Annotated in this window: 14 protein-coding genes; 7 read left to right on the top strand and 7 right to left on the bottom strand. The window is 65.2% G+C overall.

Annotation, left to right across the window (positions count from 1 at the left end; genetic code table 11):
- Nucleotides 1-96: 96 nt before the first annotated feature.
- The 4 genes from A5709_RS24000 to A5709_RS23980 all read right to left on the bottom strand — a co-directional run bounded on the left by A5709_RS24000 (nucleotide 97) and on the right by A5709_RS23980 (nucleotide 3,626).
- The gene (locus A5709_RS24000; RefSeq protein WP_068122964.1) at nucleotides 97-1,032 is read right to left on the bottom strand and encodes an SAM-dependent methyltransferase; all 936 of its coding nucleotides are present in this window, start codon (nucleotides 1,030-1,032) and stop codon (nucleotides 97-99) included.
- 92 nt (nucleotides 1,033-1,124) lie between these two features.
- The gene (locus A5709_RS23995; protein ID WP_068122960.1) at nucleotides 1,125-2,228 is read right to left on the bottom strand and encodes a methyltransferase; all 1,104 of its coding nucleotides are present in this window, start codon (nucleotides 2,226-2,228) and stop codon (nucleotides 1,125-1,127) included.
- Nucleotides 2,229-2,633: 405 nt separating this feature from the next.
- A complete protein-coding gene (locus tag A5709_RS23990; RefSeq protein ID WP_067950903.1) occupies nucleotides 2,634-3,017 on the bottom strand; it encodes a DUF4267 domain-containing protein in 384 nt (127 codons plus the stop codon).
- A 132-nt stretch (nucleotides 3,018-3,149) separates the two neighbouring features.
- Entirely contained in the window at nucleotides 3,150-3,626 is a 477-nt protein-coding gene (locus tag A5709_RS23980; RefSeq protein WP_067950902.1) for a DUF1772 domain-containing protein, read from the bottom strand.
- Nucleotides 3,627-3,975: 349 nt separating this feature from the next.
- Between A5709_RS23980 and A5709_RS23975 the strand changes: the two genes are divergently transcribed.
- Both A5709_RS23975 and A5709_RS23970 read left to right on the top strand, forming a co-directional pair.
- A complete protein-coding gene (locus A5709_RS23975; RefSeq protein WP_068122957.1) occupies nucleotides 3,976-4,680 on the top strand; it encodes a DUF899 family protein in 705 nt (234 codons plus the stop codon).
- Complete coding sequence (locus A5709_RS23970) at nucleotides 4,677-5,153, top strand: SRPBCC family protein (RefSeq protein WP_067950900.1); 477 nt, start codon at nucleotides 4,677-4,679, stop codon at nucleotides 5,151-5,153. Before A5709_RS23975 ends, A5709_RS23970 begins: the two co-directional genes overlap by 4 nt.
- Nucleotides 5,154-5,175: 22 nt before the next feature.
- On the opposite strand, the gene A5709_RS23965 is transcribed toward A5709_RS23970, so the two are convergent.
- Nucleotides 5,176-7,479: a bifunctional diguanylate cyclase/phosphodiesterase gene (locus A5709_RS23965; protein WP_231987057.1), complete on the bottom strand. Its 2,304-nt coding sequence runs from the start codon at nucleotides 7,477-7,479 to the stop codon at nucleotides 5,176-5,178.
- A gap of 164 nt (nucleotides 7,480-7,643) precedes the next feature.
- Between A5709_RS23965 and A5709_RS23960 the strand changes: the two genes are divergently transcribed.
- From A5709_RS23960 to A5709_RS23945, 4 genes are all read left to right on the top strand, one after another.
- Nucleotides 7,644-8,012, top strand: coding sequence for a hypothetical protein (locus A5709_RS23960; RefSeq protein WP_067950898.1), 369 nt, complete (start codon nucleotides 7,644-7,646; stop codon nucleotides 8,010-8,012).
- Between the two features lie 175 nt (nucleotides 8,013-8,187).
- Complete coding sequence (locus A5709_RS23955) at nucleotides 8,188-8,499, top strand: DUF732 domain-containing protein (RefSeq protein WP_082953303.1); 312 nt, start codon at nucleotides 8,188-8,190, stop codon at nucleotides 8,497-8,499.
- 48 nt (nucleotides 8,500-8,547) lie between these two features.
- Nucleotides 8,548-9,108 carry an FKBP-type peptidyl-prolyl cis-trans isomerase gene (locus A5709_RS23950; RefSeq protein ID WP_067950897.1) on the top strand — a complete coding sequence of 187 codons (561 nt, stop codon included), beginning with the start codon at nucleotides 8,548-8,550 and terminating at the stop codon, nucleotides 9,106-9,108.
- A gap of 225 nt (nucleotides 9,109-9,333) precedes the next feature.
- Complete coding sequence (locus tag A5709_RS23945; protein WP_067950896.1) at nucleotides 9,334-9,975, top strand: heme oxygenase (biliverdin-producing); 642 nt, start codon at nucleotides 9,334-9,336, stop codon at nucleotides 9,973-9,975.
- A 33-nt stretch (nucleotides 9,976-10,008) separates the two neighbouring features.
- Here the strand turns inward: A5709_RS23945 and A5709_RS23940 are convergent, their stop codons facing one another.
- Complete coding sequence (locus A5709_RS23940; RefSeq protein ID WP_067950895.1) at nucleotides 10,009-11,073, bottom strand: hypothetical protein; 1,065 nt, start codon at nucleotides 11,071-11,073, stop codon at nucleotides 10,009-10,011.
- Nucleotides 11,074-11,114: 41 nt separating this feature from the next.
- Nucleotides 11,115-12,548, bottom strand: a complete 1,434-nt coding sequence (locus A5709_RS23935) for an FAD-binding oxidoreductase (RefSeq protein ID WP_067950894.1) — start codon at nucleotides 12,546-12,548, stop codon at nucleotides 11,115-11,117.
- 242 nt (nucleotides 12,549-12,790) lie between these two features.
- Here A5709_RS23935 and A5709_RS23930 point away from each other — a divergent pair, with 242 nt between their 5' ends.
- The gene (locus tag A5709_RS23930) at nucleotides 12,791-13,474 is read left to right on the top strand and encodes a GAP family protein (RefSeq protein ID WP_067950893.1); all 684 of its coding nucleotides are present in this window, start codon (nucleotides 12,791-12,793) and stop codon (nucleotides 13,472-13,474) included.
- The last annotated feature ends 80 nt before the right edge of the window (nucleotides 13,475-13,554 follow it).

Raw genomic sequence — 13,554 nt, 5'->3', positions numbered from 1 at the left:
GTGAGATGGCGACCCTGGCACGCGCCTGCCCCGCCTGAGCGCCCGGGAGACAGATAACGGCGCGATGGCGGTGAGTGCCGCTGCCCCGAAGGCGCCCTATCGGCCCGTGCCCAGCGTCGACGTGTAGTAGGTGACGCCGTTCATCGTCTGTCGGTCATCGTCGGCGCGTGCTATCGCCCCCAACCCGTGACCGGCGAGCAGCTCGGCCATCGGCGTTGCGACCGATGTCCAGCCGCGCGGGTCAAGGTACGCGCAGACGTCGCGGCGCTCGCCTTCGAACTCGATTACGTCGAAGTCGAGCTCGAAGCCGTGCTCGCGCCACTTGGCCGTCGCTTCGCGCATGCGCTCGCGCGCTGCATCGGGGTCCATGTCGCCGGTATTCGGCACGGCCTCGCTTGCGAGGCGGCTACCTGGCGCGCTGAGTGCGGTGATGGCATCGAGCAGCCGATCCTGAGCCTCGGGTGCCAAATAGCCGAAGAGACCTTCGGCGATCCACGCCGTGGCCTTACTGGTATCGAAGCCCGCCGCCTTCAATGCTGTCGACCAGTCCTCGCGCAGGTCGGTCGCGACCGTACGCACAGCGACCGCCGGTTCGGCGCCGAGTCCGGCCAGCGTCGTGGATTTGAACTCGATGACGGCCGGCTGATCGATCTCGAACACCGCCATCCCATTCGGCCAATCCAGTCGATAGGCGCGAGCATCCAAGCCCGAGGCGAGGATGACGGCTTGGCGGATGCCCGCCGCGGCGGCATCGGCACAGAATTCGTCGAAGTATCGCGTGCGGGCCGCAATCGATGCAGGCATCTGCGCCAGACCCCATGGGCTGCCCTCGGTGTCGAGATCCGCGGCGACCAGCTCACCGGTAGCCCAGCGGGTCAGAAAATTCACACCGACCGCGCGCACCAACGGCTCGGCGAAGACATCGTTGATGACCCCATCCCTGGTGGCGATGGCCCTTGCCGCCGCTGCCATCGTGGCCGTGGTTCCTACACCGGTGGCCGGACCCCAGGCGTCGTCGTTGGGTTGTCTCATCGCAAACCTCCGAAAGTCCCTGAATACTCGCCCCTCCGTAGCCCCTGCGGATTCGGCATTGGGCGTGCTGGTCAGGCGCCAAAGTGCGCCCGCTACACCGCAATCCCCTCGATGATGCTCAGCGGCGATACGGTATCAACGATGCGATTCAACCGGAAACCGGCTTGGTCGAACAACCGGTCGTACTCGTTCGCGGTGCGTTCGCGCGCACCGGCGACGATGAGCATTTCGATGTCAACCCACTTGCCGTGGAAGTCGCGGTCATGGTCGGGGATGACGAACTCGCAAAGCAGCAGGCGCGCTCCGGTGCGGGCCGCGGCGCGGACGTTCTTCAGGATGCGCACCGCATCTTCCTCGGGCCAGTCGTGGATGACGTTCTTGAGCACATACGCGTCGCCGCCCTCCGGCGCGGAGTCGAAGAACGAGCCCTCTTCGATCCGGACCCGGCCATCGACACCGTACTTACAAAACAATTCGGCGGCGCTGGCCACGACCTCCGGAAGGTCGAACAGCACGCCGCGCGAATTCGGAGCCGTCTCGAGGATTGCCGCCAAGAGCCGACCGTGTCCACCACCGACATCGACGATCGTGCCGAACGCACCGAAATCGTAGGCTGCCGTCAGGGGCACGTTCGCAAACTCGGACACATTGGTCATAGCGGAGTTGAAGATTTCACCCAACTCCGGTTCGTCGGCGAGGTACTCGAACGCTGGCTTGCCGCGAAGCTTTGGGAGCGCCGGGTTTCCGGTGCGAATCGCGTCGGTCAGGTGGCTCCAGTGCTCGCGATGCTGAGGTGAGCCGACCCACCGCGCCATCCCGGCCATTGAGACCGGCGCGTCGGTGCGCAGCGTGTCCGCTAGTGGCGTGAGTGCGTAACGCCCGTCGCTGCCCTTGCGGAAAATCCCTATACCGATCAACGCGCGCATGAGTCGCCTCAGCGCGTCGGCGTCGGCACCGACCCGGTCGGCCAGTTGCTCGCCCGACAAGGGGCCGTCCGCCAAGGCATCCGCTACCCCAAGGTCCGCCGCGGACGTGATCGCCTGGGCCACCCACGCGTTCAGAATCAATTCCATCATCACTGCGGCAGGTGGTGCGGAGCGCTGGCGCAGGCGCGACAAGTGGTGGCGGGCACGTTCAACGGCTCGCGCGACCCTGACCGGCGGAACCTTCGACGTCAAGTGACTCCCCTTCTCCATCCGTGGCTCCGGCTCTCCGGCAGGAACGACAAAGCCTGCCACATCAGCGCACACACTAATGCGCCCAACGCTCGCTGAGCGCTCCTGCTGTGCGACCGATCAATCTGTCCGCATAGGAAGTATGCCTGCAGAGCCGAACTATTTCAATAATGGTTGAAATAAATCGCCGCTCCGTCTAACGTTTTGACGAGGGGCCGGATGAATGGAGTCGCCATGTCACGTCTAGTCACGAAGCTCGTCGTCGCGTTGATGCTCGCCTTTACCGCCGCTTCAGCGACCGGATGCCTACCCACCACCACCACCACCACCGTGGGTCCGCCCCTCGGGGTCGCGGCAGGTTAAAGGTCTTGCGCCGCAACAAGTTCAACGATCGGGGCGGATGGCGCGGGCACGCATCCCGCTCCCCTAATGCGCGAGCAGGAGCGCACTTGTGATCAGCATGACGGCGGCGGTGGCGCCGTGGACTCCCCACGCTATCGACTTCGAGCCGCCGTTGCGGAGCACGATGGTCGCGTCGGCGAGCGGAATGATGGTGGCGGCCAACATCACCCAGCCGACCAGTTGTGTCGCGCCGGCGATCATCAGGATGATGACGAAGAGCCCACTGGCGATGTCGCGCACGCCCTTGACGCTCAGGTACGCGCCCACACCCGGCCGGTCCACCTCCGGGAGCACCCCGTAGCCGGCGGCGGCGAGGCGCGGCGCGACGAGGAAACGTGCGCCGATGAAGATGATGCCCGCGGCTAGGAGTCCGGCGAGCGTGTAGCCGGTGGTGGTTGTCATGGTCATGTCGCGCGCTCCTGAAGTCGTCAGTGAATCGGTGAAAACGGCGTCGGGTCAAGCAGCATTGTTTGAACGTCGACGATGTCGCCGACGTCGAACCCCGTCATGTCGGCGGCGAACTCGGGGCTGGCCGGGACGTCACATCATCAGCACCACGCATAGCGCGGCCACTGCAACGCCCTGAAGGGTCGCGCGGGCGCCGATGATCGAGTCCCACTTCTCTTGCAGCGCACGCCCATCCGGTAGTCGCCGACTAGCATCCGCGGCCGCTGTCAATCGCCGATTAATTGGTGCGCTCACCCTGGTATACAGCGCGAGCCAGACCAACAGCACGACCAGCGCGACGCCGGCCGCGATCGCCTGCGCCCAATTCACGGCCACGGTGGCCAGCACCGCGCTCGTCGCGGTCGCGACGACCCCGAGCACCCCGGGCACAGGCATGCGCCGGTCTCCAAATTGGTGCACCCTTCCCGTGACCACGACCAAGGCATCGTCGTCGACCAACGCCAATGCCGGTCGCAGCACGATTGCGCAGAACACGTCGGTTCCGTAGACCACCGCGGTCCCCAGCACCGCGATCAGTGCAGCGGCGCGGGTCATGACGTCCAGAACCATGCCCTAACTCCCCTCATGCCGTGACTGCTAGCAACGCTAACCCCGGGAACTTGGCGGTGTCAATAGCGTTGCTAGCAGTTCTATCGGCGCTATCACACGTCAATGGACGCCGAGCGGTTGGCGCTGCTGGGCGTCATCGGCACCCGGCCTTGCTCAGCGGCCGTCGCGATCGTCATGGCGGCCATCGACGCGAACGTCGCCACAACGAGAAGGTCTCCCCTCGTCGTCTATTCGAATCGGGCCCGCGGCGCGGTCATGACCACCGCGGCAGCGACGGTCTGCGATGAATTCCGGACGTTTCGGCAGTCAGACCTTTCGGACAAAAGACTTCAAAGCAAAGGTGGATCCCATGTCGCCCAAAGCCACGGCCCTGCCTCCGGTCGTCGATCAACAAACGTGGCGCGCCGCGCTCGACGAACTGCGCAAAAGGGAGAAGGCCGCTACTCGAGAATTGGATGCGGTCGCCGCCCAGCGCCGGCGTCTGCCGATGGTCGAGTTGGCCGACTACACGTTGATCGGGGCTGAGGGCCCGATCCGCCTTGCCGACGTGTTCGCCGGCCGTTCCCAGCTCATCGTGTACCACCACATGTGGTCGGACGGCGCGGAGTGGCAATGCGCCGGATGCACGGGCTTCACGTCGCAGTTCACCCGACTGGAGTTCCTCGACAACTACGACGCCCGTTTCGTCATCGTCACCAACGGACCGATCGACGAAGCACTCGCCTACAAGCGAAAGGTCGGCAACCGCATGGAGTGGTACTCGTCGTCGCAGAGCCCCTTCGCCGCCGACATGGATGCTCCGCCCGGCGGCGGTTTTGGCGTCAACGTGTTCCTGCGCGACGGTGACGCGGTGTACAGGACTTGGCACACCAATGGGCGGGGCACCGAGCAGCTCAGTCACTCTTTTGGTCTGATCGACATCCTGCCCTGGGGCCGGCAGGAGGAATGGCTCGATTCGCCCGAAGGCTGGCCCTCTCGCCCCACCTACTCGGGTTGGCTTGACTCCCCCGGTATCGCAGCCGCCTACGGGCCCGCCAGTGAGGACAACGAATGAGCCCAACCGCCGAACGTTACGTCGTCACCCGCACCATCGCCGCGACGCCGGCCGAGATTTTCGCGGTCCTCGCTGACCCGTCCCGGCACCAGAACACCGAGCCCACTGACTGGGTCCGTGATGCGGTGGACACCGCGCCCATCACCCGCGCGGGACAGCTGTTCGCGATGAACATGTACCTCACCCTGGCCGGCGGCGACTATGTCACCCACAACCTGGTCAATGTGTTCGACCCGGACCGTGCCATCGGCTGGATGCCGGGCGTACTCGACGACGCGGGCAACCACAATCCCGGTGGTTGGTTTTGGCGCTATGACCTCGCACCCAACGGGAACCAGACCGACGTGACGCTCACCTATGACTGGAGCGGCACACCGCAGGAGTTCCGCGACCGGGTCGGCGATATGCCGATCTTCGGTGAGGACTACCTAGCCGCGTCGCTGGCCACCCTGGAGCGATCGGTCGCGAACTAAGCCACCGTTTGAAAGACGGCGTCTATTGCGCCGCGAGCGTGGAGACACCGGAGACCCGCGGGATCTCGGAAGCGGGCAACGGGCGACAGAAGAAGTTCCCCTGTACGGCGTCGCAACCGTAGTCCTTGAGTCGTTGGGCCGTGGCGAGATCCTCGACGCCTTCCGCGACGGTCACGATGCCGAACGCAGATGCCAACTCGATGACCGAGTGCGTAATGATTGCGGCTCGGTCGTCGTGCAGGATCGGCGCGATGAATTCGCGCCCGAGTTTTACTTCATCGACCGGTAGCTCGCGCAGATAGGTCAGAGTGGCGTAGCCGCTGCCGAAGTCGTCGATCGCCACCCGGATGCCGTTCTCCCGGAGGCGATCTAGCACCGTGCGGGCCTTGGCCAGGTCGGCCACCACCAAATCCTCGGTGATCTCAATCGTGAGAGAACCGGGAGACATTGCGTATGTGTGAAGCACGGACATGATGCGGTCGGGCAGCGCGTCCTTGTCGAGCGAGGGCGCCGCCAAGTTGATTGCGACCGGGATCGCTGCGCCTGCCGCGTGCCAAGCGGCAGCGTCGGCGACGGCGCGCGACAACACCAGATCCGTGAGAGCATGCATCAGTCCGTGCTCGCGAACCAGGGGCAAAAACTGGGCGGGCTTCAGCACGCCAAAGCGCGGGTGCTGCCACCGGACGAGCGCCTCCACTCCGCGCACCGAACCGGTCATCAAGCCGAATTTCGGCTGGTATAGCAGCGTCAGCGAGTCGTTCTCAATGGCGCGTCGCAGTTCGCCGAGCAGCTGCAGTCGCGCGATGGCACTGTCGTAGGCCGGCGCCCCGCCAAGTTGATCGTCCATCTCGGGTGTGAACGTCCGAACATTGGCCGAGTTCGCCTGCCGGGCGACTGATCGTGCCGCATCGGCCTGTCTGAGGAGATCACCCGGCGTGGGCGTGGTGATGAGCCCTGAATTAGCCGATGCCACACCGATACTCACGCGCGCGTCCAGGCGGTGATCCTCAATCTCGATGGGTTCGTAAAAAGACCGTGCTAGCACATCGGCAACGTGTGCTGCCGCGTCGGGACGGTCTTCGACCAGAATCGCGAATTCGTCCCCGCCCATCCGGGCAACGGTATGGCCATCGCTGACGTTGGCCTGGATCCGCTTGCCGACCGCGCGCAATAGTTCGTCGCCCACGTCATAACCGAGCGTGTCGTTCACCAGCCGGAAATCATCCACACCCAGCGTGAGCACGCTGACCGGCACGCTGTGCTGAACGTGTAGGCGCAAAGCGTGGGCTAGCCGATCATCGAATAGTCGCTGATTTGCCAACCCCGTCAACGGGTCTCGTAGGGCGGCGTCAGACACCGCGGCAACCAGACGTTGCTTGCGTTCCAACAGCAGGATGTGGCGGGCCAGGGTGGTGACGAAAAGCACCACGCAAACCAAGAAGATGAACGCCTCGCTGCGGTATGCGGGCCAAAAGTGCACGGTGCCAACGACGATGGCCAGCAACACGGGCAGGTAAGGCAGCCACAACGACGCCCTCGAAGAGGGCTGCGAAAAACCAAGGTCGGGTTCCTGGCTGGGCTGAGAAGTGATGCCGGACAGCGCGACGAAGTACATTCCGCCTGCCCATCCAAGGACCACGAGGTCATTCGGTGCCTGGTCGGCGTAATCCTTTGCGACGTGGATCACCCCGGCCACTGCGATGGTGCCCCATCCCAGCATCATCAGCGTGGGTGAAAGCTTGCGGTCCGCCTCGGCCTTCCTCACCACGACGAAGGTCGTGGCGACAAGGCCCACATACACGCCCGCCGCGGTGGCCAGCAGGATCTCTGGGACGCTGACCGTCTGTGGTGAGTGCGCGGCGCGACCCAACGTCAGGATGACGAGAACGATCAATAGCGACGCCGTGACGAGGATGCCGTCGAGCAGGAGGCCGATCCCAAATCGCGCGTCATCCCGGCTGGGAATCGCGACCGCGGTCCCCAGCGCGCACAGCGGCAAGATGAGGTAGCCGAAGTTGGCCGCGGAGAGGCCCGCGACCGGAAGACTGCCACCGACGGCGACGTAGCACCACGCTGCTTGGCCGGCGGTCCAGCCGAGCAGCCCAATAGAAAGAACGGTCCACGCAAGGCGTTGGCGGCTTCGAGAACCGCGCGCGGCATTGGCGGAACATGCGAGTGCAAAGACTCCCGCGACGACGGAGCCTGCCGGGGCGACTAGCCCGTGGCCCGGGGCACCGTTCGAGATGAACAGCATCGTCGCGAAAGCGAGGAGCCCGATAGTTGCCAACACGACCACCACAATGCGGCTTCGTGTCAGAGACAACATTCTCCTCAATCTGCCGGGGGCGGTTCGCAAGCAGGATAAGACACACCGCAAAAGTAGTTGTGCAAATTTGCTTACCTGTTTCTCGGCCATAACGGCCCTGAACGGGAGCAGGACACCGCACCAGGTCCAATAGCCATGGAAGCCTCACTCTGAGAGGGTGGGTTATGAATGAGACCCGAAACCGCGTACTACTCCCCACTTTCGCCGCATTGCGGTTTGTAACAGGCGTGAGCGCATGGCTTGCTCCGAAAAAGACAGCGGCTCTGATCGGGCTGGGTGCTGACCGTCAACAGCCGCTGACCACTCAACTGTTCGGTTCCCGCGAACTAACGCTGGCGATCGCCATCATGGATACCGCCTCGCCTCGGCTGCGCACGCGCGCTCTGCAACTGGGTCTTTTAGTCGACACCTTGGACGTCGTCGCAGCGGTCAACGGCATGCGGCGCCAGACGTTGTCGCCGGCCGGCGCGATCGCCTGCGGGGGTGGCGCGGCGCTCTTTGCCGGTCTCGGCGTGGCTGCGCTGACCGGCTAAGGACCGCGGGAGCGATAGTGAATGCGAACGCGGACCCGCCCTCGGGGTCTTCGCTATTGTTCATATCCGCGCCGCTTTGCGGCGGCACACTTTTGCGGCCGTGCGAACGCCAAGAAGAATGGACGGGAATCAAATGCCCTCACCTCGTTGGCTGGCCACACTCGCCATCCCCGTGATGGCCGGCGCTGCCCTGGTCAGCAGTGCTGCGCTTGCAGCCGCCACCCCACAGGACGACGCCTACCTCGCACAACTGCGCGCCGTCGGCCTCAGTTGGCCGCCCCAGACCGAAGAGGCGCTCATCGGCGAGGCGCACCTCATCTGCTACGACCTCACCTGGGGTTGGACGCCACAAGAAATTGCCGACGACGTTCACGCCCACTTGAACGCGAGGGGCGTGACGTTGTTGGACGTCGGCACCATGGTCGACGCGGCGCATTCGATCTATTGCCCCGGCAACGTGTGCGACGCCCCCAGCCTCTGCACTTGATCAGCAGGCGCAGGGCTACCGCCGACGGACAACTGAACTGGCTGTAGCGTGACGGCCGTGAAGTCCTCCCTGGTGCATTCGTCCGTCGCGGCCTGCGTCGCGGCAACCGTCCTGACCCTCGTCGGATCCGGCACGGCAACCGCGGCCGGCTCGTGCCCGACAGCGCCCGCACCGAATGGCGGAACGCCCGACTGGACGCTGGCGGGAAGCACCGGCAGCGTAGCGATCACTGGATCCACGGATACGACGGCACCGCGCGTGGACGTGACGGCACCGTTCAGCGTGACTCAGACCCAGGTCCACACGCTGCACGCGGGAGACGGCCCCGTGGTCCCGGCCGCGGCCAGGGTCTCCGTCTGCTACATGGGGGTCAACGGACGTGATGGGTCGGTGTTCGACAACAGCTACGAACGGGGCGCCCCGGTTGACTTCCCGCTCAACGGCGTCGTGCCCGGGTTCCAGAAGGCCATCGCGGGCCAAAAGGTCGGATCCACGGTTGGTGTCGCGATGACTTCCGCGGATGGATACCCCAACGGCCAACCCAGCGCTGGAATCCGGCCGGGCGACTCGCTGGTGTTCGCGATCAAGATCCTCGGCGCATCCAGCTAGCTCGGCGCGCCAAATCCCTGTCGCTCAACTGGTCAGCGGCGCGAACATGAGCGCGGCCCTATGCCGAGTTGCTCAGCGACGTGGGTGGTATCCCAATGCTCGCGCCAGTAAGTGATCGGCTCTGCGCTCCCCTGGTTGCGTCTGTGTCAATTACTCGAGCCTAAGCGTTGCGGTCCCGCGCGGCCGCGCCGTCCGCCGCGATCACCGCTGTAATCTGAGCTGGCCATGAGCCAGCTCGTCCACTCGACACGCCGGCCCTTGTCGGTCGCGATGAAGGACGGATCAGCGGCCGAGCACATCGCCGCCGAGCAGAGCACATTCATCTCCGAATTGCTCGCTGGCCGCGTTACGGTTCGGGGCTACTCGGAATACCTGCTTCGATTACGCGTGGTGTACGCCGCCCTGGAGGACGTAATGCGGGCGCGCCGCTGCGACCCCATGGTTGCCGCCGTCTACGACCCGGCGTTGGAGCGGCTGACCGCCATCGACGCCGATCTGCGGCACTGGCGGCCCGAGGGCACGCGCGAAATCGACTCCCCCGCGGCGAAGGCTTACAGCGCGCGCATCCGCAGCCTGACCTGGGGTGGCTTCTTGGTGGCTCACCACTACACGCGATACCTGGGAGACCTTTCGGGGGGCCGGGTCGTTCGCGGGGCTCTCGACCGCACGTTTGGTCTGCGCGGCGTTGGGCTCGCGTTCTACGAATTCCCGATGCGGTCCAAGCCGTATAAAGACTCCTATCGGGCCCGCCTCGACGCGCTAAGCCCGAGCGCGGGCGACATCGATCGCGTCGTCGACGAGGTCAAATTCGCATTCGTCTTGAATCACGCCTTGCTCGACGAGCTCGCCGACCACGTCCCGGCTTAAGGGCGTTGACGCTCCATCGCACGCGCAGCGGGCTTACATCGGCCCGGGCAACTCGCCGAGGGCGGAGAGTTCGGCGTGGACGGAGGTGATAGCCGCGCGGTACTGCTCCTCGGTCAGCGTTTTGGCGTAGTAGCGGTTCGTCCGCAGCTGGTATTGCAGATCCCGCAATTGCCGGATGCGGTTCAGCCTGGCGATGTCGCCTTGCGAGAATTTCAATTGCTCAGCCGTGATCTGGCCGGCCATGACTTGTTCGATCGGCGAGAGCCGATAACCGCAGCCGGCGAGGTATTCGAAGTATGGCTTGAGATATGGGCGTCCGCCGGCTTGCCAGCTGCCGTAGGCCGTATGCCATTCGAAAGCCGCTAGCACCATCGCCAGGGTCACCATCGCCGGGCGGGCGTCGATATCGATTGCCGCGCTGAGGTTTTCGTATTGAGCTTCGTCGGTTCCCAGCAGCAGTTGCGCGGCCACATCCATGCTGGCCGGGCAGTGTAGGTCGGCCAAGTAGTGGAAATTGCGTGCAATGAAAATGTCGGTCCCGGGGGGCGGCGTGCTTCCCGCGATGATGTTGGCGCGAATCCAGTCGCGGCGCATCGCAGCGACTTCGGCGGCGCGACGATCGAGTTCGCGCGTCAAGACCCAGTCCGTGTTGGCTTGCGCCTCGGCCTCGGATTGCAGCTTGGTCGGCTGGGCGCCCGTATAAGTGGCGGCGGCCGTCACCTCGCTCAGTGCGAGCGGCCGTCCCATGTCCCAGGTCAGGTACCGGGCGTACACATCAAGGTCGGGCACCTTTGCCCACCGGGCAAGATCGCCCAATGTTGTGTTACCGGCCGTCAATCGGCAGATCTGATCCTCTTGCCTGAGGTCATCGCGCGTGTAGATGATGCCGAGGTCGCGTCGGCGCACCCGGTCACCGGTATTGACGTCGACCATCCACCCGGCCGGTCCGGCAACCCCCGGCACGTAGCGGGAGACTGCGACGAGCAAATCGTCGACGGTGGCCGAGTCGGGGAAGACCCAGAAGACGCGATGGGACTCGACGTCGTCGCCCATCGCCACGCTGGCGCGATCTAACGTGACTTTTACCGTGTCGGCCATGCTGGGGATTATGTCTCGACGTCAGGCGCGCACGCCATTCACTAGAAGTTGAGCCCCGAGAACATGATTCGGCCGGGATCGTACTTCTGACGCACGGCGGCCAGCCGGGACAGGTTCGAGCTGAAATACCGGGAGGCCGGTTGGTTCGCCTCGATGTAGTTCACGTAGCCGCCGACCGAATTCGGCTGCACCGCCTGGTGTGCGGTGTTGAGCCAGTTGGTCGCCGCCGCCGCGTCGCCGGTTTCGACGTACCACTGCACGAGCGCGTACTGGCGGCGCCACGGGAAGGCGGTCGCCCCCGGGGCCACATCGGCGAGGGCGCCGTCCAGCGCATGCATGATCGCCAACATGCGGCCCGCCCCACGCGGAAAGGCGTCGACCGCCTTGGCGATGCCCTGGGCGGTGGCCGCGTTGACGACGGGCAGCACGTCAGATCCCCCGACATATCCGAGCGGTGACGGGTTGAGGTTCCCGACGGCCAGGTACCGGACCAGGTCCAGGTAGTTGAAGGTGTGGTTGTCGGTCCCCGTCGGTTGCACCCCAACGGCTTTCGTGATCGCCGCCCCTACGCTGGCCCCCGATCCGACCGGGCACGTCGCCATGATGCGGCAATGCGTCCCCATTCCGTCGACGGTGGCGTCCGCCAGTGCCCAGCTGTTCCGGTCGGCGGTGCGCAGCCAGTTCTGCCACCCGACCAGTACTTGCGCCAACGCCTCGGGCGGGAAGTTGAGGTTCACCACGTCGAGATCCGTCGTGGGAAAGGTGGCGAAGGTCAGCGAGGTGGTCACACCGAAGTTGCCGCCGCCCCCACCGCGCAACGCCCAGAACAGGTCGGGATTACTGGCGTTCGACGCGGTCACGGCCTGACCACCGGGCAGCACCACCGACGCCGACAGCAGTTGGTCGCACAGCAGCCCCGCGTGTCGGGAATTGGCGCCCAGTCCCCCGCCCAGCGCGTGCCCGGACGCCCCGACCGACGGGCAGGTACCCGTCGGGATGCCGCGCCCGGCGCCCGCCAACGTCTGGTGCATCGCATACAAGCTGGTCGCGGGGGTCACCGTGACGTTCCCCGTGCCCGCGTCGTAGTTGATCTCGCCGGGCAGCTGACGCAGGTCGAGCACCATGACGCCGTTTGCCGTGGAGGCACCGATGTACGAATGCCCGCCGCTGCGCGGCGCCACCTTCAGATTGTGGGCGGCGGCGAACGCCATGGCCTTCTGCACGTCGGCCGGCGACGTCGGGGTCACGATCGCCGCAGGCGTCGAGCCGTTGTAGTTGGTGTTGAACACCTGCTTGGCCGACCCGAAAGCGCCATTGTCCGGCAGCAGCACCTGTCCACCGATGGCGGTGGACAGACCCTCCCAACCGGTGGGATTGGGGGCCGCGGTGGCCCGGGCGGAACCGAAAACGGCACCGGTGGCCAACGCTCCGACGGTACCCCGCAGGAACGCCTGGCGTGAGATTTCACGCGCCACCGTCGGGCTCCCGCGTCTGCCTCATGTCCGGCATTGTCGAACGCGTGATAACGAAAACCTCGGTGCCCCATGCCGTGTGACCGGATCGAAACCCATACGAGCCGCCCCGGTGATGTACCCGCCGAGGGCGGCGGGCGCCGCCTCGAACAGACATGCCGCTCTGCGACTCGTATTGTCTGCAGCATGATCGCCGCTTTGATGTTCACGCCCGGACAGTTCACTCGGTAGCGGGTTTCAGGCGCGTGGGTGCTCTCGTGCTGGCGCTTGCGGGCCTGGCGTTTCTCGATTCGTTGAACGTCCTCAATCTGGGCGTCGTCTCGGCCGTCATTTTCGACAGCCGGTTGAATCGCCGGTCGCCGATTCCGGGTGCGCTGAGCTTCATCGCGGGCGTCTTCGCCGTGACAACCACATTCGGGCTGTGCACGGTGCTGGGCCTCAGCTTCTTGACCCATGTCGTGGATTTCCACGTGACACCGGCCATCCGTTTTCGCGGCGAGTTGGTACTCGGTCTCGTGCTGACCGGCCTGGCGTACTTCCCGCTGACCGCCCAATCATCGGCTCCCGGATGGGCTTTGGCGGCGATGCGCGAGCGGCCATGGCTGCTCGGGTTTCTCGGCTTGGCGGTCGGAAGCGGACAGGCGCCAACCGCGATCCCCTATCTCACGGGACTGGCCATGCTCGCCGCCCTGCACCCGAGGCCACCGCTCTGGCCCTTGGCGATCATCGCCTACTGGGCGATCGCGCTTTCCCCACCGCTGATGATCCTTGCCCTTTCGATGAGACGGACCATGCGCGCCAAGCGCATTCAGCGCAGGCTCGTGCGCGCCCTGACCCGTTACGGCCCGATATCGGTGCGGCTGTTGTTCCTGGTCTTCGGCATAGGTCTGGTGGCCGACGCGCTCGTCAATCACAGCGCCCTGTGGTGACGCCGCGCGCTCTTGACGATCAGTCACACGCAACAACGTATTGCAGCTCGCTGTGCAAGAGATGAGGAAGAGCGCGCGGC

It is taken from the genome of Mycobacterium sp. E1386 (genome assembly GCF_001672745.1).
In the GTDB taxonomy this organism is placed as follows: domain Bacteria; phylum Actinomycetota; class Actinomycetes; order Mycobacteriales; family Mycobacteriaceae; genus Mycobacterium.
Note: the sequence above shows the minus strand (reverse complement) of the source record. Positions and strands in the feature narration are given on the sequence as shown.

What these genes read in the sequence shown, in the direction of transcription:
- A5709_RS24000 (WP_068122964.1), bottom strand. Translation starts at nt 1,032, where the DNA reads ATGAGACAACCCAACGACGACGCCTGGGGTCCGGCCACCGGTGTAGGA.
- A5709_RS23995 (WP_068122960.1), bottom strand. Translation starts at nt 2,228, where the DNA reads ATGGAGAAGGGGAGTCACTTGACGTCGAAGGTTCCGCCGGTCAGGGTC.
- A5709_RS23990 (WP_067950903.1), bottom strand. Translation starts at nt 3,017, where the DNA reads ATGACCATGACAACCACCACCGGCTACACGCTCGCCGGACTCCTAGCC.
- A5709_RS23980 (WP_067950902.1), bottom strand. Translation starts at nt 3,626, where the DNA reads ATGGTTCTGGACGTCATGACCCGCGCCGCTGCACTGATCGCGGTGCTG.
- A5709_RS23975 (WP_068122957.1), top strand. Translation starts at nt 3,976, where the DNA reads ATGTCGCCCAAAGCCACGGCCCTGCCTCCGGTCGTCGATCAACAAACG.
- A5709_RS23970 (WP_067950900.1), top strand. Translation starts at nt 4,677, where the DNA reads ATGAGCCCAACCGCCGAACGTTACGTCGTCACCCGCACCATCGCCGCG.
- A5709_RS23965 (WP_231987057.1), bottom strand. Translation starts at nt 7,479, where the DNA reads ATGTTGTCTCTGACACGAAGCCGCATTGTGGTGGTCGTGTTGGCAACT.
- A5709_RS23960 (WP_067950898.1), top strand. Translation starts at nt 7,644, where the DNA reads ATGAATGAGACCCGAAACCGCGTACTACTCCCCACTTTCGCCGCATTG.
- A5709_RS23955 (WP_082953303.1), top strand. Translation starts at nt 8,188, where the DNA reads ATGGCCGGCGCTGCCCTGGTCAGCAGTGCTGCGCTTGCAGCCGCCACC.
- A5709_RS23945 (WP_067950896.1), top strand. Translation starts at nt 9,334, where the DNA reads ATGAGCCAGCTCGTCCACTCGACACGCCGGCCCTTGTCGGTCGCGATG.
- A5709_RS23940 (WP_067950895.1), bottom strand. Translation starts at nt 11,073, where the DNA reads ATGGCCGACACGGTAAAAGTCACGTTAGATCGCGCCAGCGTGGCGATG.